Origin of the sequence: Litorimonas sp. WD9-15 (assembly GCF_050271975.1) — a bacterium.
In the GTDB taxonomy this organism is placed as follows: domain Bacteria; phylum Pseudomonadota; class Alphaproteobacteria; order Caulobacterales; family Maricaulaceae; genus Litorimonas.
This window is the reverse complement of the sequence record NZ_CP189850.1, coordinates 1,364,097-1,388,397: the sequence shown is the minus strand read 5'-3', so window position 1 is coordinate 1,388,397 and position 24,301 is coordinate 1,364,097. Positions and strand designations below refer to the sequence as shown.

The 24,301-nt window shown below is 48.3% G+C and carries 15 protein-coding genes and 1 tRNA gene; 6 read left to right on the top strand and 10 right to left on the bottom strand.

What is annotated here, in order from left to right; genetic code table 11:
• Positions 1 to 27: 27 nt before the first annotated feature.
• The 5 genes from ACP9M6_RS06305 to hpf all read right to left on the bottom strand — a co-directional run bounded on the left by ACP9M6_RS06305 (position 28) and on the right by hpf (position 5,767).
• On the bottom strand, positions 28 to 588 hold the full coding sequence (locus ACP9M6_RS06305) for an HNH endonuclease (RefSeq protein ID WP_427454529.1): 561 nt from the start codon (positions 586 to 588) through the stop codon (positions 28 to 30).
• A gap of 199 nt (positions 589 to 787) precedes the next feature.
• Complete coding sequence (locus ACP9M6_RS06300) at positions 788 to 2,185, bottom strand: Ppx/GppA family phosphatase (protein WP_427454527.1); 1,398 nt, start codon at positions 2,183 to 2,185, stop codon at positions 788 to 790.
• 120 nt (positions 2,186 to 2,305) lie between these two features.
• On the bottom strand, positions 2,306 to 4,471 hold the full coding sequence (locus tag ACP9M6_RS06295) for an RNA degradosome polyphosphate kinase (RefSeq protein WP_427454525.1): 2,166 nt from the start codon (positions 4,469 to 4,471) through the stop codon (positions 2,306 to 2,308).
• A 93-nt stretch (positions 4,472 to 4,564) separates the two neighbouring features.
• On the bottom strand, positions 4,565 to 5,032 hold the full coding sequence (locus tag ACP9M6_RS06290; protein ID WP_427454523.1) for a PTS sugar transporter subunit IIA: 468 nt from the start codon (positions 5,030 to 5,032) through the stop codon (positions 4,565 to 4,567).
• 159 nt (positions 5,033 to 5,191) lie between these two features.
• Positions 5,192 to 5,767 (bottom strand): ribosome hibernation-promoting factor, HPF/YfiA family, encoded by a 576-nt coding sequence (gene hpf / locus ACP9M6_RS06285; protein ID WP_427454521.1) that lies wholly within the window; start codon positions 5,765 to 5,767, stop codon positions 5,192 to 5,194.
• Positions 5,768 to 5,856: 89 nt separating this feature from the next.
• On the opposite strand from hpf, the gene ACP9M6_RS06280 reads away from it, so the two are divergent.
• Complete coding sequence (locus ACP9M6_RS06280; protein WP_427454519.1) at positions 5,857 to 6,699, top strand: hypothetical protein; 843 nt, start codon at positions 5,857 to 5,859, stop codon at positions 6,697 to 6,699.
• A 5-nt stretch (positions 6,700 to 6,704) separates the two neighbouring features.
• Here ACP9M6_RS06280 and ACP9M6_RS06275 read toward each other — a convergent pair whose 3' ends face one another.
• Genes ACP9M6_RS06275 through metG form a run of 3 tightly spaced genes read right to left on the bottom strand, consistent with a single transcriptional unit; the run spans position 6,705 to position 9,372 of the window.
• Complete coding sequence (locus ACP9M6_RS06275) at positions 6,705 to 7,193, bottom strand: DUF805 domain-containing protein (protein WP_427454517.1); 489 nt, start codon at positions 7,191 to 7,193, stop codon at positions 6,705 to 6,707.
• Positions 7,193 to 7,633 carry a DUF805 domain-containing protein gene (locus ACP9M6_RS06270; RefSeq protein WP_427454515.1) on the bottom strand — a complete coding sequence of 147 codons (441 nt, stop codon included), beginning with the start codon at positions 7,631 to 7,633 and terminating at the stop codon, positions 7,193 to 7,195. Before ACP9M6_RS06270 ends, ACP9M6_RS06275 begins: the two co-directional genes overlap by 1 nt.
• A gap of 17 nt (positions 7,634 to 7,650) precedes the next feature.
• The gene (gene metG / locus ACP9M6_RS06265) at positions 7,651 to 9,372 is read right to left on the bottom strand and encodes a methionine--tRNA ligase (protein WP_427454513.1); all 1,722 of its coding nucleotides are present in this window, start codon (positions 9,370 to 9,372) and stop codon (positions 7,651 to 7,653) included.
• 141 nt (positions 9,373 to 9,513) lie between these two features.
• Here metG and ACP9M6_RS06260 point away from each other — a divergent pair.
• Positions 9,514 to 9,589, top strand: a tRNA-Thr gene (locus ACP9M6_RS06260).
• 134 nt (positions 9,590 to 9,723) lie between these two features.
• Positions 9,724 to 11,100, top strand: coding sequence for a DUF6538 domain-containing protein (locus ACP9M6_RS06255; RefSeq protein WP_427454511.1), 1,377 nt, complete (start codon positions 9,724 to 9,726; stop codon positions 11,098 to 11,100).
• 10 nt (positions 11,101 to 11,110) lie between these two features.
• Here the strand turns inward: ACP9M6_RS06255 and ACP9M6_RS06250 are convergent, their stop codons facing one another.
• A complete protein-coding gene (locus ACP9M6_RS06250; protein ID WP_427454510.1) occupies positions 11,111 to 11,326 on the bottom strand; it encodes a hypothetical protein in 216 nt (71 codons plus the stop codon).
• Positions 11,327 to 11,453: 127 nt separating this feature from the next.
• The gene (locus ACP9M6_RS06245) at positions 11,454 to 11,966 is read right to left on the bottom strand and encodes a hypothetical protein (protein WP_427454509.1); all 513 of its coding nucleotides are present in this window, start codon (positions 11,964 to 11,966) and stop codon (positions 11,454 to 11,456) included.
• Between the two features lie 427 nt (positions 11,967 to 12,393).
• Here ACP9M6_RS06245 and ACP9M6_RS06240 point away from each other — a divergent pair, with 427 nt between their 5' ends.
• From ACP9M6_RS06240 to ACP9M6_RS06230, 3 genes are all read left to right on the top strand, one after another.
• Positions 12,394 to 14,652 (top strand): DUF3363 domain-containing protein, encoded by a 2,259-nt coding sequence (locus tag ACP9M6_RS06240; protein ID WP_427454508.1) that lies wholly within the window; start codon positions 12,394 to 12,396, stop codon positions 14,650 to 14,652.
• Between the two features lie 191 nt (positions 14,653 to 14,843).
• Entirely contained in the window at positions 14,844 to 17,996 is a 3,153-nt protein-coding gene (locus ACP9M6_RS06235; RefSeq protein ID WP_427454506.1) for an STY4851/ECs_5259 family protein, read from the top strand.
• Positions 17,989 to 23,910: a DEAD/DEAH box helicase gene (locus ACP9M6_RS06230; protein ID WP_427454504.1), complete on the top strand. Its 5,922-nt coding sequence runs from the start codon at positions 17,989 to 17,991 to the stop codon at positions 23,908 to 23,910. Before ACP9M6_RS06235 ends, ACP9M6_RS06230 begins: the two co-directional genes overlap by 8 nt.
• Positions 23,911 to 24,301 lie beyond the last annotated feature (391 nt).

Sequence of the window (24,301 nt, the reverse complement as noted above, 5' to 3'; positions counted from 1 at the left end):
AAAACACATGGCCTTTTACAACATAAACTAAGCTAACAATTCGATGTCCCAATAGAGGTAATCCATCCAACTTTCATGAAGGTGATTGGGCGGAAAACGCCGGCCTTGGGCCTGTAATTGGTGCATTGTTGGCTGAAATGGCGCAACGAAAGGATGCATGCGTGCATCTTTCGGCAAGCGTCCCCCTTTTTTGAGGTTACATCCCGAGCAAGCCGCGACAATATTCGTCCAGCTTGTCTTCCCGCCCAGCCTCCGCGGAATAACATGATCAAATGTGAGTTCATTGGGTGACCCACAATAAGTGCATTTAAAACCATCCCGTAAGAAGAGATTAAACCGCGTAAAGGCAGGCGTTCGGTTTTGTGGCACATAATCGCGTAGGGCCACGACAGATGGCATTTGCATCTCAAAACTCGGCGAGCGGACGCATTGCTCATAATGATCCACGACATCGACACGATCGAGAAAAACGGCTTTCACGGCGTCCTGCCAAGACCAGAGCGAGAGCGGAAAATAAGACAGCGGTTGGTAATCTGCGTTCAGAATCAAACAAGGATAGTTTCCGGCCGTCACAGGAGCGGCGTCCATAAGAGACGATAGCCGAGGGTGAAGGGCGCTCATAATGAAGCCTCCGGGCTTTGGTCAATAAATGGGGTTTCAATCATCTGAATATTGAAAACAAATCTCCTGAGACATTGATTCCCAAGTTACACAGAGTTCCACTGGATTGACAAGTGCGGCGGAATGTCAAAATTCGCGAAATTGACCGCTTTAAAGTTAAAGGATTTCAGTCGAAGCCAGCGTTCATTTCCAAAAGCTTCGCTAATTTTTTTACACGGTACTTCACCTGTTCCGTAAGCATTGGGCTCAAATCAGGCGTTGTGGAAAGATATAACGCTTCACCTCGCACAGACAATTCAAACTCGCTGAGAAGAGACGGTGTTCGTCCGGTCACCACAATTGCCAAGCGGATCGCCTCACCGATACAGGCCGCCACGTAGCGTTGATCTTCGGTCAGTAATTCATCAATCAATCCACTGACCGGGGGTTGCCGTTTGGCCGTGTAAGTCCGGAAAAGAGACAATGACAGGAAAGCCCGCTCCGCATGCGTTAATCCGGCAACGGGCGCGTAGAGAACATCCTCAAACACAAGTTCCGCGCGATGGTCAGGATGCAGGTTTTTTCCCAAACCCGCAAGATGACACGCTGCCTGTAAGAGGCGAGCGTCATTTCTATCGCCAAACCCGCAGGGCAGGACCGGCAGAAGCGGAGAGAGAAACCGATAGAGCGGAGGTCCGAAATGTTCGGCCTGCACGAACCCTCTCGCGAAATCACGGCATCCATCAATCAGCGCATCGCGCGACTTCACGGGTTCAGGCAAACTGTCCCAAACCAAGCCTTCACGCAATCCAGCCATCGAGATGACGATAGATTTTGGTTTGAAGCGTTTGATCAATCGCTCCAAAATTAATCCTGCATAAGGCAGTGTTTCCGCACGGGCCTTTCTCATACCCGGCCAATTCAAAAGCTCGACAAGTCCGTCAGTATAAGCCCAGTGCGCAAGTGTTTCTGCCACCTCCGGTGAGAGACGGTATCCCTGCAAGGTGCGCATCGGGTAATTCGATTTCTGTTGGTGAACAGACGCAAGATTTCGCCACGCCCCGCCTATGAGATAGAGTGTCTCTTCACCGTCCAAATCTCCGGACACGCTGCCAAGCACAGAATCGAGTTTTGAAACCCGCGCAATATAGTCTGCCGACAGCAACTCAGAAAGGTTCCCCCCAATGGCATCGAAAGGCCCCAAGGGTAAGGAAACGCCAAGAGCTTTTGAATTTGGGTCCCGCAATTCCGGCCCCACTTGCATGATTTCAAGACTGGCACCGCCGAGATCAGCCCCTAATCCCTGACGCCTATCATTATTGGAGAGTAATCCGAGCGCAGAAAGCCGGGCTTCTTCTGTTCCGGATACCGGGGAAATATCCAACCCTGTCTCCTGCTTAACCTGAGCGACAAAATCAGGTGCGTCTTCGGCTTCCCGCATCGCCGCTGTCGCGCCAATTAAAGGCTGCCCCAGCCCTCTGGCTTTTATGATTTTCGAAAATCGGGCCAAGGCCGCACGGCATTTTTGTTTACCTGAAACAGATAGGCAGCCCGTGTCCCGCAAGTCACGGCCAAGCCCAGCCAAGATTTTCTCATTATAAACAGGCGTAAAGTGAGCGCCAAATAGATCATATATGACCAGCCGAACCGAGTTCGAGCCAATATCAATGACAGCAACCTGTCGGGCATGTTGAGAGGAAGTCAGCTAGCTCACCAATTTTGGGCGGAAGATTTGTGTCTTAGGAACATTCTCATCTTCTAAAGGGGCGGGCGCTGATTCGGCCAGCGCCGTCCCACGACCCGACAGGGATGGATTTTCCATAAAATATTCATGAGCAGAGAAACGCGGACGTTCTTCGCGCGCCGTAACGCGAATATATTTTCCTGTTGGCCGTAGTTCCCAACTATTGGTGTTGTCCAATAAATTGGCCATCATGATCTGGTCTAAGACCTGATTATGGACAGTCGGGCTCTCCACAGGGACCAGTGTTTCAATCCGGCGGTCCAAATTGCGCGGCATCCAATCGGCGGAGGAAATATAGACGAGGGCTTGGTCAGATGGCATGGGGTGGCCATTCCCAAAACAGATGATACGGGAATGTTCGAGAAAGCGGCCGATAATCGACTTGACGCGAATATTCTCACTCAGACCTTCTATACCCGGACGAAGACAACAAATACCACGCACAACAAGGTCAACTTTCACGCCAGCCTGCGAGGCTTCATAGAGCTTTTCAATCATGATTGGATCAACGAGCGCATTCATCTTGGCCCAGATCGTGGCAGGCCGCCCGCTCTTTGCATGCGCAATTTCCTGATCAATTTTTTCTTCAAGAACACCGCGCAAACCCAAAGGCGCAATTGATAATTTTTGCAAATCTCTCGGCTCATTATAGCTCGTCACAAAATTGAAGAGTTTACCAACGTCTTCCCCAATGATGGGATCCGCCGTAAACAGCGCTAAATCTGTATAAATTCGGGCATTCTGCGCGTGATAATTTCCTGTTCCCAGATGCGTATAGGTTTGTAACGTGTGACCTGCCGCCGTTGTCTCCCGCCGAATAACGAGGCTGACTTTCGCATGCGTTTTAAAGCCCACAAAACCGTAAACGACCTGAACGCCCGCGCGTTCCAAATCGCGCGCCCAGCGCATATTGGACGCCTCGTCAAATCTCGCTTTCAGCTCGACCAATGCGGTTACATTTTTACCCGCCTCGGCAGCATCGATTAAGGCTGCAACAATCGGACTGTTATCAGAGGTTCGGTAGAGCGTCTGCTTAATCGCAACAACGTCAGGGTCAGCGGCAGCTTGTTGAAGAAATTGGATGACAACATCAAATTCTTCATAGGGATGATGAACAAGAATATCCTTGGCGGCAATCGCGGCCAAGCAATCGCCATCAAATTCCCGGATACGTTCAGGAAAGCGGGCTGTGAACGGTTTAAATAAAAGGTCTTTTGATCCGCCTGAAATCAGAGATGAAACATCTCTCAAACCCAAAATCATGGCAGCATTGGAGACCATTTCTTCGTCGCAATTAAAACTCTGTACCAGAAAATCTCGGAGTGTATGCTCCATTTCCTGATCAATCTCTAAGCGTATGACGCGTCCGCGACGTCTTTGTTTCAACAATGTTTCAAAATGCTGGACCAAATCTTCGGCACGTTCATCTACGGCGATCCCACTATCCCGGGTAATTCTAAAAGCCCCGGTCTCAGTGATATTGAAATCCGGAAACAAGCTGGACGCAAAGTGCCGAAGCACATCCTCAATTGCGACATAACCACTGACCTTTCCCGATGTTTCAATCTTGATAAAACGCGGCACATTGAGCGGCACGGGTAGGACGGCGAACAGCGGATCGCGATCCTCGGCCTCTAATCGCAGTGCAACCCCAAATCCAAGATTTGGTAAAAACGGGAAGGGGTGTGTCGGATCAATCGAAAGCGGCGTAAGAAGGGGAAGAATTTCAGTCTCAAATATCTTTGATAGACTCTCAGATTGGACCTCCGATAAGTCACCCATTTTCAGGACCCTGATACGATCTTCAAACAATTCCTCACGCAAAGAACTCCAACACTCATTCTGACGCGCAACAATTTTTCCCGCGCGGCGATTAATTTTTCTCAACTGTTCGCTGGGTAACATGCCAGCTGCCCCGGGCTCCATCACACCGGCGCTTTCCTGACTGCGCAAACCCGCAACACGGACCATATAAAATTCATCGAGATTGGCTGCGGAAATTGAAAGAAAACGTACGCGCTCAAGTAAGGGCACGTCCGGGTTTTCGGCCTCCTCAAGAACCCGTGTGTTGAAAAACAACCAGCTCAACTCGCGGTTAAATAATCTGGAAGGATGAGATTTTTTCACGAATTTGTCCCTTTGGGGATGAGAAGCTCCAGCTAAACTATGTCAGGCGACACCCCACCCGCGCAAGGTATAAGACGAAGAAATCGTTAGGCTTCATGCCGCGCTGGCCTGCGCCTCATCAGACAAAATCGTGTAAAGGCTTTGCGCGTCGGGCGCAGCCCGCAGTCGGGTTCGTTTTTCTTCACGGCGCAATTGTCTGGAAATTCTGGCAAGCGCGCGTAAATGCGCGCCTGCCGCATCAGCAGGCGCGAGCAGAAAAGCCACCAAGTCAACGGGACGACCGTCAACACTGTCAAAATCCAGAGGATCAGATAAACGTGCAAAACCCGCCATAACGCTTTCAAGGCCATCGATTCGAGCATGCGGAAGTGCGACACCGTTCCCGACACCGGTTGACCCCAGACGTTCACGTTCAACGGCAGCAGCCACAATATCCCGACATGCGACGGAAAGGTCATTGGCCTCAATGAGCCTTAAGGCCATGTCTTGGAACAGTTGTTTTTGTGAGCCCACTTGAAGGTCGACAACAACACTTTCCGGCAAAAAAAGATCTTCGCCCATGCGATTACCTCTGACGATAGTTTTAAAGCCAAATTAGGATTTAATGGCCTGGATTTCGTCAAAATGGATGAAATCGCGTGGCATTTAAACTCACGTGAGTGGTAAATCAAACCTAACTATCAGCTTCTTTGGGGCAAGTCTTGCTAAAGGCCCCGCTCCCTATTTTGGGTCAATCCAACCGATATGACCGTCTTGACGTTTGAAAACGACATTCAAACCACCGTGACGTGCATTGTGAAAAACAACAACGCCGCTATCAGCAAGGCCTAATTCGAGAGCCGCCATTCCAGGGGTGAGTGTTCGAATTTGCTTCACACTCTCGGCAATCACCATTGGTTCATCCGCGACGTCAGAGTCGGCACTTTCATCATCCGGGTCTGTTTCAGGCGCGATGGGGTTTTCTAGGACGAACATCGCGGCCTCTTTGGCTTTCGCCTTTTGGCTATGATCTTTCAGCCTGCGTTTATATCGCCGCAGACGCTTTTCCATATGCTCTAGGGCTTCATCAGAGGCAGGATAAGCCTCTTGCGCCTGCCCCTGAGCCTCCATTGTTGCACCTGATGGCAGATGAACAGAACATATTGTTCGGAAGCCCGACCCTTCGCGGGACACACTGACCTGCGCATCTCCATCGCGATGGATATATTTGTCCATCATCTCCTCTAAACGATCCGAAATTCTAGCTCTTAGTGCCTGACTTACATCGATTCCTTTTGAGACGATTTGGATTTGCATGGGCAACCTTTCCTATTCTTTTTAGAGTTTAGGAGCCTCTCTTAGCAGAATTGCAGCATCGTGTGTAGAATTTAAGCCTAAGACAGAGATTGAAACGTAATAGAGCCATGGAACAGTCTATCCCTCAACTCTCAAAGCCCCTGGATATGATCCGACAAGGTCTTATTCTTTTAGCGGCACCCTTGATTTGGATTGCGTCATCCCTGGGTGTATTTCTAGACTTTGCACGTAGTCCAAGCGATTTTTCTGACCTCAGCGAGAACATTCTTGTGCCGCAGACATTTGCGTTCTCGATCTGGTTTCCAATTTTTGTGGGGGTCATGGCATTTGGCGTGTTACAAATGTTTAGGGCCAACAGAACGCGAGCCGTTTTTCGCGAAACCGGATGGTGGATCGCGGCGGGTCTTTGGGGTATCGTCGCATGGGGTTTGGCGACGTCTTTCCTACCTGACACAAGTGTTGAGCTTGCGGCCTCTCTTATTTTTATTCCCTCTATGATGGCCTTAGTCATTGCCATGGTGAAGATGACGCGTCGTAAAGACGCGCTCGACCAGATTGAAATCTGGTTGGCTCTCGTGCCCGTCAGCTTGATAGCAGGCTGGTGCTCAATTGCAGTTTTCGTGGGTCTAAACGGATTAATCTGGAAATGGGTAGAGCCCTTGGGCTGGAGTCAGATAGGAATCGCACTTACAATCCTGTCAGTGGCTTTGGGCTGGGCGATTGTAGTTTTACGAAGGGGGGCACAAAACCGCATTTACGCCTTCCCGATAATTTGGGGGCTCGGCTTTCTTGCCCTCAAACATTTTACCATGGACGGCAGCATTGCGATTGGCCTGACCGCCATTACTGGAATCGTCGCAATTCTTATTGCTGCAGGTTTAAAGTCTGGCGTAAGCGTCCGGCAAATGCGGAAAACCTCTAAGCCGGTATAACTCTATCAGAAGATATCTGTCTCTTGACGCAGCGGATCAGGACCATACCTGTTGCCTCCAACCGTACCGGGAATGCAAAACCAGACAAGATTCGCTAAACCTATAAATGATCCAACCAATGGCAAAAGACCTGCAAACCTAAAGGCGAGCACGAGCCATCCAGTTTGATTTAAGTCATGAAACCGTCGGATTTGCAGCATGATGTCCGGCAAGAAGTTTGAGACCGCGAAAATAATTATAAAGAAAATCGCGGCCTTACCGCTCACGCCTAGACTTGCCAAAGCGGCTTCAACTTCTTCAGCCGAGTCCGTTTCACTGACCATCACGTCCAAAAAATTCATCGCCCCATCTGCCATGAAAAAAACAATAGCCAAGACGGTATATATAATGATCTGATACAGAAAGACCCACCAATATGCAGACCGCTGACTACGTCCCTGCGGATTGAAGTAATTCGTATAATATCGCCTGACGGCCTCACCAAAATCGAGCATTATCCAAATAACTCCGGGTTAAATCCAAGGGGATCAGGGCCGTACTGATTAGGACCATCCGTCCCGCGTAACGCGTACCAGATGAGTTGAGCAAATACGGTTACGATAAAAAATGCATTAATGAGAACAAAAACCAGCACAAGCCAACCTGTCTGGTCAAGATCATGAAACCGACGGACCGATATGGCCAAGGTTGGAATGAAGTTGAAGAGATTGAAAAGAAGGTAGGCGATTAGGAGCCCTATAAACCCGGTTAAGAACGTGCCCTCCGGTTCATCGCCCGCGCCTGTCATGACAAACATCGCTATAAATGCGACAAGCATCCCAACATTAATAACGGCCCGCATCAGAAACGGCCACCAATATTCAGACCTTGATGCACGACCTTCGAATCTGAAATAGCCCGTGTAGAACTTTGCGACCGCTTCACCAAAACCCATCTTGGCCCCTTCCCTTCTTACGTTGGCTGACCGCCGAAGTGCTCAGTCCATGTGTCGACATCGTCATCTTCGATCTTCGAAAAGAGAACATCAGGCGCAGAAATATCATGCCCAATTGGCAAGGCGTTTAATAAATCTTGGACCTCACCAAATTTCCAACTTCGCTTATCAGAAGGAATATTGATTGCGGCCAATATTTTCTCCGCTGTATCCGGAATGATCGGTTGTGCCAAAATGCCGAAAAGCGCGACAAGATTCAGGCCGTAGCGCACGCCGATGGCGGCTTGGTCAATATCCGTCTTGTAGTGTGTCCAGGGTGCCGCCTGTGTCAGATATTCATTGCCAGCAGCCCAGATTGCCCGTGTATCAGCCATGGCTTTTCGAAACTCTCGCGCTTCATAAAATTCGACAAGACGCGGTAAGCGCTCTGACAGCTCTTTTTCGATCCACGCCTCGGCATCCGTCTTGGAACCGCCCTCGGGGACTTTGCCGTCAAACTTTCCGGCACAATATTTAGTAATCCGGTTCACGAAATTGCCAAGCACATTTGCGAGGTCAGAGTTTACACTCGCCTGAAACTCTTCCCATGTGAAGGCGGCGTCCGACCCTTCCGGCGCATTTGCCATAAGATGCCAGCGCCAATAATCGGAGGGCGCAATGTCAATCGCTTGGTCCATGAAAACGCCACGCTTGCCGGATGTCGAAAACTTACCGCCATACCAAGTAACCCAGTTAAAAGCTTTTAACTCATCGACTAATTTCCATGGCTGACCTGAGCCCATGATCGTCGTCGGGAAGGACAATGTGTGAAAGGCAACATTATCCTTCCCCATAAATTGTACGTAGCGCGTTGCGTCTGCGCCCTTATCGGTACGCCAAAACTTCTCCCAATCTCCGCCCGTCTTTACGGCCCAATCTTGGGTCGCGCCGATATAGGCAATCGGCGCATCAAACCAGACATAGAAGACCTTGCCCTCAAAACCCTCACGCACCTCTCCGTCAGCGTTAAGCACAGGAATACCCCACTCTAAATCACGTGTGATGGAACGGTCTCGCAAGCCTTCATCCAGCCATTTCATCGCGATTGATGTCGTTAGTACCGGCCAATCCGACGTGTGACTTTCAACCCAATCCCGCAGACGTCCGCTCATATCGGCCTGTTTCAGGTAGAGATGGTTTGTATCGCGAATTTCTACATCGTGACTTCCGGAAACAGCGCTGTAAGGATTGATAAGATCGACGGGGTCGAGCAGCTTTCCGCAATTATCGCATTGATCTCCGCGCGCCGCCTCGAAAGCACAATTCGGACAGGTGCCCTCGACATAGCGATCTGGAAGATATCGCCCATCCGCCACGGAATAGACCTGTTTAGACGTCCGTTCCTCAATGAAACCATTCGCCTCCAAGGCCAGCGCAAAATTCTGTGTTAGTCTCCGCGTGCTCTCCGAAGAGGACCGTCCGAAATAATCATAGCTCAGTTTGAAGCTCTCCCCGGCTTCTGCTTGTGCTGAATGCATAGCATCGCAATAGGCGGATACAGATTGCCCGGCTTCCGCAGCGGCCAATTCTGCAGGCGTCCCGTGTTCATCGGTTGCACAAATATAAAGGACGTCGTGCCCCAGCAAGCGCATCGCTCGCGCGTAAACATCGGCGGGCAGCATCGACCCCGCTAAATTACCGAGATGTTTGACCCCGTTTATATAGGGAAGCGCGGATGTGATCAGGATACGTTCGGTCATAGCGCGCCTTCTATCGCCCCCTCACCTGTATTCAAGCGGAATTGCCGTCTGTGATGACGTAGAAAAAAATGCAGAACAGACACATAAGCCGCTTGCAAGACTGCCAATCCAACGCTAAACGCCGCGCCACACCAGATAAGTGCCCCTATAGCTCAGCTGGTAGAGCACCTGATTTGTAATCAGGGGGTCCGCGGTTCGAGTCCGTGTGGGGGCACCATTTTCCTATCATAGCAAGTTGCGTAAGCCTCTGAAAAGTCTCGGAAAATCCCTCTTTCCTGTACTTTCCACACGGTAACTCACGCGATTTGCCTCACTTCTTGCCTTACAAAAGGCTGCACAGGAGATGGCAGGATGAAAGCGATTAGACGGCCCGACCAATACCTACGGTTACGGGGTGATATATGGCATTATGTGCGGCGTGTACCCAAGGCGGTCAGCCATATAGATGACCGCACATTGATATACCGTTCCCTCGATACCGATAGCCGCAAGGTTGCTCGCCAGCGGAGAGACATATGCGCGGATGCAGACGAGCAACGCTGGAGCGAGGTCGCGCCGAGCCGTTTTCGTTCTACGCCAAGAGAAGTTAGCTACCGTGACGTGAGCCATTATGCCCGCTCGCTAGGGTTCAACTATGAGCCGATGGATAGCCTAATTTCACGAGATACGGTCACGGATTTATTGCACCGGTTACAAGCCTTGGGGCCGTTAAAGGAGGCTCCGCACCCCAAGGAAGAGCAGGATGCAGACGCCCTGCTTGGTGTTGCGAAGACACCATCAGCGACAATCACACAGGCCATGGAATTATACTTATCCGAGATCGTCGCCGACGAACTCGCAAGTAAATCACCCGAACAAGTTAACAACTTTTCTAAAATCAAACGCCGCGCCGTCGCGAATTTCGTCAACATAAACGGCGATATAGATATGCGAGACATCACCCGCGAACACGCCCACGCCGTGCGCAAATTTTGGCATGAGCGCATCCACCCGAAAGACGGCGCAAAGCCTATGAGCGGCAGCAGCGGTAACAAAGACTTGGGCAGTTTGCGTAAACTCTACCGCCGATACTTTGAGCATATAGGTGAAGAAGAGCGAGAAAATCCGTTCCGCAATATGCGGTTTAAAGACAAAATTTTAACAAAGGTCATGCCGTTTAAAGATGATTGGGTCAGGTCACGCATACTCGCGCCAGATGTTTTTGAAGGCCTTAATCGACAAGGCGCACTCCTTTGTATGGCACTTATAGAGACGGGATGCAGGCCGAGTGAGCTGGCCAATATCACGACGGAGAACATACGGCTGGACGCCGAGGTTCCGCATATCCGCATTCGACCAACGAAAGATAGAGAGTTAAAATCAGGCGCATCCGTTCGGGATATTCCACTTGTCGGAGTAGCGCTGGAGGCTATGCGGCAAGCTCCGAACGGGTTCCCGCACTATCGAGATAGAAGCTACTTGTTGAGCGCGTCACTCACCAAGGCGTTCAAAGCGAGAGGGCTATTCCCAACGAAGCAGCACCGTATCTACAGCTTTAGGCACAGCTTTGAGAACCGAATGTTGGAAGCAGGATTGGACTTTGGATTGCGCTGCACATTAATGGGCCACCGCAATCCGCGCCCTGAATATGGGGATGGAGGCTCGCTTGCCTATCGCCGAGACGAGCTTTTGAAGATAGCGCATCCGGTCAGCGACGCGCTATTGCAAAGCTATCCGTTTAAGGGCTGAATTTATCGGTCTATGCAGCTTTGTCCGCGTCCGACAGGAGCAAGGTAAGCAAGGCTTCGCGATCATCTAGCGCATCATATTCTTGTTTAAGACGTTCTAAAACGGGCCAGTATTTTGGGCCATATCGCTGAACAAGTTGCGCCGCGATAGTCATACCGCGTTTAATGTCAGCGCGAGATGCCGCTTCTGCTACATCGTCAATTGCTGTGTATGAGCCTTTATTCATACCTCAAAACTATCATGTTCGGAGAAAATTTTGTTGAGGAAAAGCGATTATAAATTGGGAGGTGAAGAGTAAAATAGTTATCTGATACAGATTATTATCGCCCTACTTATAATCGTGATAGCGGAAATTAAGCCAGCAAAATTTTCCGAGTTTTGTAGTTTATAAACCAAATGATGGATGAAATTACAGCACCGATACAGGCGTATTCAAAGGCCATAACAAAAGCCATCTTCCACCCGAAGGGTGTTAAACGACCAGCGATTACCTGATCTCCACCGTTCGCATAGTAAGAGGTAAAACCACTACTGCCAGTAAAAAAACTTGTTTGCATAGCGAGAATTATAAGAAACGGAATAACGAAACCCGCAAATGCAGCGTGTACCAAATGCGTTCTTTTTTTCTTATGCAATAAGAACCAAACAGGGCCACCAAAAAAGCAAATTCCACACAACCATACTATAAATGCAACTACGAAAACTCCGAATGCATTGGATAGAATATACTCCCGAAAATATTCAGCACCGTTAACTTGATACACTCCAATCATGTACTGGATACAGGCTATAGAGGCACCAATAAAGGCACCTACGACAAGGGAGGCAATCACCCTTGGTATTTTTATCCTCGGTTGTTCTGTCATTTTGTAAGCTTTGCATATATATTCAAAAATTTCCAATCGTTCTTAATCTGATTTTTCAGACAGGACACCTTTCGCCGCTTTGCGGCGAGTCCAACGCACCTGCCTCCGCTCGTGTGGGCGGCTCCAGCAGGCGCGTTGGACAGCACTATTTTGAGAGAGCGTAATTAATTAGATGGGTTGGGCACTTGAGGAGAGTTTAGAAAAGAAAAGAGCTTTAGCAAGATAAAGCGAGCCGCCCCTTTGGGGGCACTTCGACGCTAAAGCTCTGTTTTTGCTACGCGAGTTGGGGTGTTACTTTTTCAGTAACTCATGCGCGGTGCCACCAAAGTGCCCCTATCCCGCAAATACCTAGAAATTCCCGTTCCCCTGCAATTTCCAATCGGCTTACTTCGAGACAAACGCGCCCTATTTGCCCGATTATGGGCGAATGTCAGATGAAGATGATTTCCGCTTAAGAGCCAAAGCTCGCAAAACATCTAGCCGTTCCGCCGAGGTCAATATCCCAGCAAACTACAAGGGGTTTTTCCAAGAGGCCCGCATTGCGCTCGTGAGAGGTAAGGCCGTTTCAGGGCGGCGCACGCTGACCGTTCCATCCAAACCGCGCACGGGTCGCTTCAACGCGCGAGGTCGAGGTCGTGCCGCTTTGGAGCGCGGTATCGGGCCAAAGCAAGGTTGGCGCATCCACCGCGCCACGGGAGACCGCTACCGCGCCCGCAGGGCCATTGTAAAAGTGCGCGTGGTTAAGCTGCGCAATGCGAAGTCGTCTGTCTCTCGCGGACACTTGGCTTACCTCCAGCGCGAAGGCGTAGGTGTGGAGCGAGCCGAGAGGCTGGACGGCTCGGCGGAACTGACTCCAACGCGCGGCCAGCTCTACGGCCCAGACGAAGGCGTTGAGATTGACGGACGGGATTTTGTCGCTCGCTCCCAAGAGAGCTTCGACGGACGCGGCGACCCGCATCAGTTTCGGATAATGATCTCGCCCGAAGATGGGGCGGAGCTGGCCCGCGTGAATCGCGACGGCACACCGAACCTGAAAGACACAACACGGGCGCTCATGGCGCAGATGGAAGAGGACTTGGGCACGCGGCTCGATTGGGTGGCGGTTGACCATTTCGACACCGCCCATCCGCACACGCATATCATCGCGCGGGGCGTGACCCATGACGGCAAAGGATTGAACATTGCGGGCGAGTATATCTCGCGCGGCATACGCGGACGGCTGGAGGAAGAACTGACCCGAGAGCTTGGCTGGAAGTCCGAGCTTGCAATCCAGCAAGAGATGAAACGTGAGATGAAAGCTATGCGCGTGACGCAAGCAGATAAGCATATCGCGGACGGTATGGACAAACTGACCAACACAATCGACTTACGCGCAGGGTCAGCCGTAGCCACCTTCGCCGCTAACTCATCTATGAACAGACATATCCTGATTGGGCGTATGAGACATTTGAAGTCTATGGGCCTTGCAACGCAAATTGAGTCTGGCCGCTGGCATATCGAAAACGATGCACTCAAGACCCTCGGACAGATAGAGCGGCGCGAGCAGCTCAACAAAGATATTCACGCGGCGATGAAGAGGGCAAACATCAAAAGACCTGTTCGCCTACATGATGGCCGCCAGAGCTATGACGGAGGCCTTTCAACCCACCGCGTCATTGGGCGCGTAATCGCGAAAACTCATGGCTATGATGAAGGCATGGACGCAAGCCAAAATGGCGGCGGTAGAGTCAGGTTCATCATCGACGGCAGTGACGGCTATGTCAGCACGGTTGAAACGAGCATGGACACGCGAGCAGGCGAAGCAGCTAAGGTCGGCTCGATTATCGAAGTCTCACCGCCCAGCCTGCGCAAAGTTGATCGGAACATCCAAGCCATTGCAACGGGCAAAGATTATCACGGCAAGCCACGTAACGGGCTTATCGGGAATTACGCGATAGCGACCAGCGGGCCAGACGATTGGATGGACGGGAGCGGCAGCAGAGGCGCAGCCCATATGCGGGCGCATAGATTGCGGCTAGCAACGCTAGTTAAGGCGGGCGTAGTGCAAGTCGTGAGCAAGGATAAGGACGGCGACCCCAATGAATGGCATGTGCCAGAAGACTTTGAAGAAAAGGCAATCGCACTCGATATGAAGCAAGGCCGCGCGTCAGGCGTGAAGCTGTTATCCGTTCAAGACTTAGAGGCACAGCTCGCGAGTCCCGGTGCGACTTGGCTTGACCGTTCACAAGTAAGTTGGGGCAGAAGCGGGCTAGGAGGAATGAGTTCAAAATCCAGCGCATTCGCGAAAGAGCTGGACACGGCTTTCCAGCAGCGACGCACATGGCTCATTGAGCGTGGCTATGCGGAGCTACGCCAAGACGAACAAAAGGCTTCCATCATCTATAAGCGAGGTTATCTGAAAGCCTTAGAGACGGAAGGGTTCGACGCCGCAACCGAGAAGCTGGAGAGCATCACAGATAAGGCCCATGTTGCTGCGCAGACGGGACGGCTGATTGAAGGTACGGTTGCGCAGAAATATGAACTCCCACACGGCCCCCACGCGATGATTGAAACGCAGCGGGCTTTCTACCTCGTGCCATGGGAGAGCGCACATGCGCAGAAATGGGGCAATCGTATCAAAGGCAGAGTGCTTAGTGGCGGCAGTATTGATTGGGAGACAGGACGGACACGAGGAATTGGGAGGTGAATTATGCAACGGCAGCAAGGGAGTTTGTGAATTCGTGCTTCAAGGGCTTGAACCTTTGCTATTGTTTACAAGCGTGGCAATTATATCATATTGCAGAATCTAAAAAATGCTAACTCCCAACTTATCTCAATTATGGGTTGTTCACTCCAGCCTTGCCTTTAAAATAAATTAGAGATTCGTAGGGGATATTAATGCGTGACGCTAGGGTACATCTTTATAAGCCATTAGCGCAAAATCTATTGAATTCAGCACTAGAGCAAGCTGAATTAACCCACCCCGATGGTAGACCGCTTTATAGATACGAGTTATCCGAAAACGCCTATCGTGAGGCAGGCAAAATAGTCAAAAACCTTAAAAACTCTCTTGGTTCGCCCGTCCCTTGGTTGGATCGACTATTTGTTCTTTATGCCGCTCACTGGTTTCGAAGAGAGTGTTACAGCACTGCATATACTTGGAGTGATCTAAAAATTGTCCCAGACTCTCTTAACACCATAAATCGTGGAAAGATTGTCGAAAGAGGATTCAAGTTCTGGAATGTTTCACCAATTGAAAATGGGAATGGACGCCAATGGCTGCAAACTCTGGCTTTAAATGGAGGAATACCCGCGAAATTAATTGCAGATCAAAAAGAAACTTGGCTTGATCGATATCTGAACTCTGTTGTGCGCGATCCGGAGGCCTATATTGATGATGGCGAGTATAGCCTTCAAAAAACTTGTCAAAAGCCAGAACACCTCAGCCATCTTATTGAGGGGTTTCGGGACGAAATAATTGTTAATCAAGCTGTGGATCTATTGACGGCAGTAATAGGTTGGAGAAGAGAGCTCCCTGCAGGACTAAACGATATTGAGTCTATGCATTGGCTGGATAGCAACCATCCGCATTGGCGAAACCACTTCGCTCTACATGTGGAGGGCCTCGGAGGTGCTTTGAAGAGTTTAATCAGTCGCTTGTTAGACGTCAGCATTCCCAAAACTCCTGCGGGGCTGACCGCGCAGAGGTTCATTAAGCTAATAAAGTCGGAAACCGGAATTTTAGCTTGGGACGAAGAAGTAAGCATAGGACTGGATGGAGAGGCGCCAAACCACTTGGCTAGATCAAGTGACGGATTAGATTGCAAATGGGACATTCACTTAGTCGGGCGTTTGGACGGGAACGAAAGGATCGGTATCGCCAATTACACTGCAACGCCTAACAAAGATGATGGCCGAACTAATGCCTCACTTTTTCTAACGCCCAATAAGCGTACATCCGAGTATTACAGGCTACCATTACGGGATCCAGTGCTTTTGATGTTTTCAAACACCAAATTTGGACGAAGGTCTCTACTTTGGCAAAAAGGAGAAAGTCTAAATCAGGAGGTTCTTGTTTTCGGCGTGATGGATTCCTTAAGAGCAGAATATGTTGGCTCTGGAACCGTAGACTGCAGAAGTGTCTCAGCTTGGCTGATAATTAGTAGTTCGTCAGTGTTTCAGTTGCTGGACGCCGAAAGCTCAATGCAGATGCTGTGTGAAGATCAAACAAGCAAACTGTATGAACTCCGAGGTCGAGTTAAAATCACTAGTGGAAGACGACATTATCGCATTCGCACCAATTGCAAATCAAAAACTCAATTTCAGCTGACAGTAGATGGAGCAGATTTCGACGGTCTGAAAGCACTGAATTCCGCCATTTCTATCTCCGTGGAAAACAGTGAAGTCATACGTTGGAAAAACGGGACGCGGGATAATTCCCGTCAGAATAAGAAACTAAAACAAGGTCGTTCATCTCTGGTATGGAAGGATGAAGATGGTTTTGTGTTATCACGGGTTTCTGTACTGGCGCTTCCAAGTAGGGCGACATTCGATGCCTGCATCGTTGATGAAGGCATCGAAGTTAAATGGTCTGGCCTCACTGACTGGAAGCTCATTTTCCCGGAGTCAAATAAAGTATTTTGTGGCGCTCAAGGTTGCTGCATTTTACCAAAAAATACCAAAGCAAAAATTGATTTTTTCCTAGTTGATGTCAACCAAAAGACCACGAAAGTAATTATTCCCGTAAAAGTACTAAAACCATTGATGGCGAACTCAAATGGAAGTGTCATTGAAAGCAGGACTATATCCGATTTCTCCGATATGCGGGACTTGTATATCCACTTACCTCGAAGAGAAGTTTTGGAGTTAGAATTGAAAACAACACCAAGATCTCGAGTATATATGAATGGATACAGTGGTGAAAGCAGAGCTAATGATTACCTACCAATGGTTAAGGCTCTCGCAGCGAACTCTCTGGAGAGAGGTCCAAGAGTCGAGCTGAAAGTATGGAATGGGCCTACGCTTGGGTTATTTAGTCGTCCTCAAAAAATGATGCTTCAAAATCAGAATGGAAACATCCTTTCACCACCTGCCTCATCAGGTTATGGTGTTGCCAGACCACTATGGTCACCGGAAAAAGTCTATCGACTGCAAAAAATTGGTGAAAATGAATATAGGTTACCTGCGTCAGTATTGGGCCCAGCCCTAGTATATCTTCAGGATGTAGGCCGCGTCACTACCAGGCCCATACTCATAGGCTCAGCTTACAGAACCTTACCTCCAACAGGTAATTTCACCAGAATACTAGGAATAGAAAATGAGCGTGAAAGACTTTCACGGCTCACGGATTTTTTTAAGTCACTAACGATGGCGTCCCTGGAGTATAAACCAAAAGTTGATTTGTTAATTAAGACTGTTGTCTCTCTCAGGGGGTTGTCACCAAGATCTCTAGATATGCTTAAAGTTCTGCCTGATTGTCCGTCAATATTAATCGCTATGTTATTTAAAGCGAGTGCGGAGCAACGGGAACTCATACTAAACTTGTCTGAAGATCTGCCATTTTTGTGGCAAGCCTTGCCAGACAAGGCGTGGCAAAATGCCTTGCAATCAAAGTTTTTGGAAATGCAATCAAATCTTAGAGAGCTTGATATGCCAAGTTCACCTCCTGACGTTATGGAGCGTCTAAAAAACTGGGCTATTAATATCAGCTTTGATGCTCCATGGTTCGGTGGAATTTATCGAAGCTTAAATTCGGAAGTTCCATCAATGGCATCGCTAATAAGAGAGCACTTAAATATATACGAAAATGCTGCTTTAGACACCCAATATGATACCGTATTGACTAATCCAAAGGTAAAGGAAGCTCTCAGTGGTTTCAACATTAGACCCAACCCTGGATTGGCAGCACCTTTTGCTCTCTCATTAGCCGCTCTCGGAATGTATAAATTATCACCCGAACAAGTCATCGACATTCGAAAGCTATTATCTATTAGCCCTGATTATATTAACTTAGGGTACATCCACGCGATGAAGGATCTATGTCATGATTGATGTATTACAGACTACGGCTGATTTACGAGAACGACTAGCAGAAGCAGTTATTGCCCAAAATGGAATCGCAGACCCAAACTTACTTTTCGAGCTTCGTAAGTTACTTAAGAGTAACTCTCAGGCGTTGCTTCGGGACCCAATTTTGGAAGGTGCCTACCCTTTTGTTCAGGCCGAATGTACACTAGAAAATTTATCTGGAACCTTACTTCATAAGGAAACGGTCCGAGCATTAGGTATTGATGAAAATGAAGGCTTTCCCGCAAGCCGAAGGCCTTACGCACATCAATTAGAATCATGGAATAAGCTCGATTTAACTAAACCAGCTGAGTCCATCGTGGTTAGTTCTGGTACTGGTTCAGGTAAAACCGAATGTTTTATGGTTCCCATGTTAGATGATTTGATCAGACAAGACGCGAATGGCGGTCTTGATGATGGAATTCGAGCAATTATGCTTTACCCCTTAAACGCCTTGATTGATAGTCAACGCGAACGCCTTGATGCATGGTCGCGCCCATTGGGCGGAAGAATACGCTACGCCCTATATAATAGCCATTTATCTAAAAGCATTCGTGAAGACGTTCGTAGACAGCATCACAGAGGGAATCCCCAGCAGGTTCCTGATCGGAAGGAGTTGTATTCGCGTCCCCCCCACATTCTTGTGACTAATGTCACGATGCTCGAATATATGTTAGTTCGGCCACAAGATAAAAATTTACTCGAAAAATCACAAGGAAAGTTGCGCTGGATTATCTTGGACGAGGCTCACACCTACGTAGGCGCAACAGCAGCTGAAATCGCACTATTATTAAGACGGGTCATGAGTGCGTTTGAGGTCGCGCCATCTGAAGTAAGAATAGTGGCAACTTCGGCGACTGTAGGTGACGGTCAGAAGGCAAAAAATGATCTCAAGCGTTTCTTATCGAACGTTGGAGGCATTCCAATGGAGCGTGTCCACGTGATTGAGGGTAGTCGGCGTCTTCCTCCAGGGCCGGATGCGGATAACCAGCCTGATAAGTATCGTGAGCTTGTTCAAAAACCGGGGGTATGGTCTTTTGTGCAGAAGTTATATTCTGGAGAAGTCTCTGTTCAAGAGTTAAATACGCTTGCATCAGAATTAGGTTTAACGTCATCTGATTTATTGCTTCAATTGGGTCAAACGCGGAGCGGTGAAGAGAACCTAGCTGCATTTAGGGCACATCTGTTTCAACGGTCATTATCTGGTTTGTGGACTTGTATTAACCCCGAATGTAGTTCGAAAAATGCTGACTCAATTTGGCCTTTTGGTAAATTATACCTTGACCACAGAAACACCTGCGAATGTGGTTCTCCCACTCTCGACGTCATGACCTGCCGAAGATGTGGCCAAAATGCGCTTGCCGGACGAGAGGAAGGTGGGCAACTGCTTCCCAAAAACATAAGAGACTTTGGTGATGAGTATGTATTCGACGCGCTTCGAGAGCGCGAAGAAGAAACGGATGATGACGAAGAAATAGATAGCGATGCATCAAACGTTGAAAAAGAAAGATTAGATCTACTGTTTAGTGCCTCAAAGGCGCCACCAAAAAACAACCTTGGTACAATGTCGGTCAAACACGATGGAACGATTTTAGACTATACTGATCCGAATACGTTATCTTTATCCCAAGTGCCTGATATTGATGGAAACTGCCCACATTGTTCATCAGCTGAAACGGGCAAGAAGCCAAAATTATACGATTTCTTTTTTAGCGCACCGTCTTCAATGACAAACCTAACGCCCGTAATGCTCGAAGCAATGCCAGCGCATAAAACTACAACAAACACTATTGTTCCCAGCGCCGAACCCGATCTGCCAATGGATGGGCGTCAAATTTTATCATTTACTGACAGTCGACAAGGTACGGCTCGTATGGCTGCCAATTTGCAGCGTGATGCCGAAAGAAGCTTCGTGGCCTCATTTATATACAGAGAAGTCCAACGGCGACCCAAAGCCTTATCCGAAGAGGATCGGGCTTTGTTAGAAAAGAAGATCAACGTTGGCCTAGAATTATTCTCAGAAAGTGAAATTGAAAATTTTCGGTCAAAACTGGAGAATAAGCCATCACCGCTCTCATGGGACACATTGGAGCTAAAGTTGAGTGAGAGGATAGAAGTTCATAAATGGATAAAAGACACGTGGTCTGTTAGAGATGAAATTTACATGAGTTCGACCGATGGGGCGCGCAATATTGCTAAGGCCCTTTTGATGCGGGAATTTTTTGCTAGGCCCAAATTTGCATCTTCAATTGAGACGATGGGGCTCGCTCGGTTGAAGGTCTCAAAGATTGAGAATGCTATTCCTCCTAATGTTCCCGGCTACAATATTAGTCCCGAAGATTGGAGATCATTCCTCTATGCATTTTTTACGTTGTTCATCCGCAATCGGAATATGATTTTCATTGGGCGCTCAATGCAGCAATGGGTTGCGAGAAAGAGTTCGAGAGCGTGGTTCCTTCCACCTGGAGAATTTAGTGACCGGAAAGCGACCCGCGTTTGGCCAAATGCAAAGCCTGGCAAGGTTAACTCTCAGATGGCAAAACTTCTCGCATTGGGTCTGAAGCTAGACCTAGAAACGAGTGCTCACCGGAACGTAATAAATGAGTACCTCCAGGCCGCGTTCAAAACCTTTCAATCCATCAGCAAAAAAGATGACAAAGGCGGGTATCAGTTGCACTTGGAAGATACTGTATCAATTGAAGCATTCGTAAACGGATACTTTTGTCCCGTTAGTAGACGGCCAATTGATATAGCCCCGTTCGGGATATCTCCATATGCGCGCAGCTTAGAAGACAAAGCATCAGCCATATCTTTTCCCCAAAGACCGGAATTCTCTGCGCCATGTGATGCGACAAACTGGCTCGCATCAGATGCAAAAATCAACGAACTTAAAGCGCTAGGCGTTTGGAGAGATCGTCACGACCGGGTAGCAAAATTCTCCAATTATTATCGGACAGCGGAACATTCGGCTCAGAATTCACGACAGCTTTTAGTGGAATACGAAAACGAGTTTAAGGCCGGCCACATTAATGTTTTGAATTGCTCAACAACGATGGAAATGGGTGTTGATATTGGCAGCGTGAATGGTGTTGTCATGAGTAATCTTCCTCCTTCTATTGCAAACTATAGACAAAGGATCGGTCGAGCCGGTCGACGTGGGCAAAGCGCAGCACTCGGTTATACGATAGCCAAGTCTAAACCGTTGGATATGGAAGCGTTTAGAACGCCTTCCTCCTATCTAAAACGCACCCCAAAAGCTCCTAAGGTTGATCTGAAAAGCGAGCCAATTGTTGACCGTCATGTGAACGCATATTTACTGGGACAATTTATGAGGAAACATGATGGCAATCTTACGAAGATTGATGCAGGCTTCTTTTTCGGCTGCCCAAGCTCTTTAAAGGAAAGGCGCACATTACTTGCTCAACGCCCCAGTTCCAAGTTCATGGAATGGTGCAAAGGGGTCCAAGACCAAACTGGAATTCGTGAGGATTTAGTCCGTTTATGCAAAGGAACTGCGCGAGAAGGAAGTATCAACTTAGTCGATAGAACGATTGATAGCTTCAAGAAAATTGAACTCGAATATGCGAATGTTTGGGATAATCTACGCCGCCAAATACAAAGAGATAACATAAAGGATGCCGGAAAAACTGGGATTGAAAGACAGCTGAAGCGACATGTCGGTGAATACTTAATGGGATATCTTGCAGACAAAGGCTTTCTCCCGGGTCACGGATTTCCTAGTCATGTTGTGCCTTTTATTATGAAACGGAAACAGAAGGATGCATCCTCAAATCAATCACGATTTGGAGATTGGCCCAGCCGAACCTTAGATGTAGCCATTCGAGAATATGCTCCCGGTTCAAGCTTTATGGTAGATGGCCTCGTTTATAATTCGGGTGGAGTTACCCTGAATTGGAAAATTCCGGCAAGTGTGGAAGGTGTGAGCGACATTCAATCGCTTCGGTGGAGTGCAAGTTGTGGTGACTGTGGCCATGCATGGACTAATGAAATCAAACCTGAAGTCTGTCCTGAATGTAACAATGTTGAAGTGGAGCCTCAACGCTACTTGGTTCCGTCAGGGTTTTGTCAAGACCACTCAATAAAACCCCATGCAGATGTTGAGGATGTACGTTTTGTACCTATGGAACCGGTTAGGATATCAGTTGGTAAACTAGCGGGTCATCAACCGCTTCCCAATCCTGCTCTTGGCCGAATGTCAGCGGACAGAACAGGGACGGTATTTTTTCATTCGAGGGGAGAAGGAGGAGAAGGCTATGCGCTCTGCTTAGACTGTGGTCGCATGGAGAGCCAGTCGGAAGATTCGACAGAAGCTTTAAAAGATCACAAGTCCCTGAGGTGGACTACTGATGCTAGCAGCATTTGCGCGGGAAACTCTAAAGACTATGCTATAGTTCCAAAAATCGACCTAGGACATCAAATTCAAACAGATGTTTTTGAACTGCAACCCAATGAAGTTATTAATCATCCAGCCGTTGCCCATGCCTTAGCAATTGCAATCCGAGAATTGCTTGCATTTCGACTAAGTATCGATCCCCAAGAGATTGGTTTTGGCCTCAAGACTGCCCGCAATTCACTTGGTCGCAAAACTTTTGTCATTGGACTTTTTGATAAAGCGGCTGGCGGCGCGGGATACGTATCTGATGCGGTAAATGAATTTGGTTCCTTAATCGATCGCGCAATCGAGGTCCTCGACTGCGAAATGGATTGTGAACGAGGATGCTCGTCTTGTGTATTGACAGGGGATGCTCCGGCTGGAGGGGTAACCAGCCTAGATAGGCGTGCTGCCCTAACTTTTGCCCGCCAGCATCTAAGATGCAGCGATGATTTAGTGTCTGAAGACGCGAAATTGCTCCAAGATGCTCGCAGAGTAGGAGATTTGCGGGGAGACATTTTAGCAAAGATGCGCAGAAGTAGTGACAAATCCATTCCCGCTTATTTCTATTTTGATTTGATTGATCCAACCATGCTTGAAAATTGGATTTTAAATGAAGAATTGCCAGAATGGACCCGTCAGAAAAAACAAGAAGTAACATTAGTCATTCCCCGAAAATTCTATGAGAACTGGACGAGTCCCCAAATCATGTACGCACGTGATTACCTCAATAGAACTGGCGTAAAGCTTGCCTTAGGTGACGCGCCGTCAAGTGCTGTTTTTGCATCACTTGGCAACGATGCTTGGGCATCCCGTGATAAGTCGATTAAGCTTCCCGGCGCTCACTGGGGCATTACTGAGGAATCGATAGTCGTATCAGGAAAAAATAATAATCAGAGCGGCAACTATGAGAGCATTCCAACATCTTCCTTGAAGCCATTATCGGGTGCTCAACGAATAGATTTAGATAGCGGATTGGATGTCGCAATTTCAGAATTTGGGAAAGCTTTTGCCTCAAGGGTAAAGCAAGCAGCTATGCAATTGGGAGCAGATATAGATAGCATCCAAGACGTGCACTATACCGACGCTTTTATGTGCTCCCCATTAACATGGCGGCTTTTACTGGATACCGTAGAGCAGCTAGCTCCCAAGGCTAATCTTCAAGTTCAAACGCGTATACCGCATAATCAATTTGGTAACCCGAAGGCCGTGTTCCACAATTTCAGAGACGCAGCTACGATGCAGAGTTTTGTTAAAACATATTCCGCCCATAAAGGCCTTAATACTAATATCTCACTCAAAGATGTGCCTCATTATAGGCGGATGCATCTAACGCTTTCGGGTGGAAAACATATACATCTGGACTTAGATCAAGGCTTCGGCTGGTTAAAGTATGATGCATATCATAGATTAAGTGGTAATGCATTTGAGGATGTTAAAAAGTTGAACGGGAGGCTAAAACGCGCAAAATCCTTCGATAGTTATGCATACGTCTCAATTGTTTAAGGATCTTGTCCGTTTACTTACGAGCTGGAATTAGAATTTTGAATTAGCGGCTGCATAGTCAAGGACTGATGCGGCCTAACACAATTGTGGGTCATATCTTCATCACCATGGGCTTTAAGGATACTCGCAACCCATTCTGTATTGCGATGTGGCAAAGTCTAAGATCGGGATAATTCTGCTTATAAACGCAATAGTATTTGCCTCACAAACACCCTAACTTATTGCCTCACAAACGTCTTGCACGAACGCCTAAATCATTGTAATAATTAGATATTCAGGACAATGGGCACCCCGTGTGGGGGCACCATTTTCTCAAAATTCAAACCGCGTAAGTCTTTGATAAGGCTTATATTCTCCTGAGAAAACCTGCAACCTCATCAAAGATACTGTC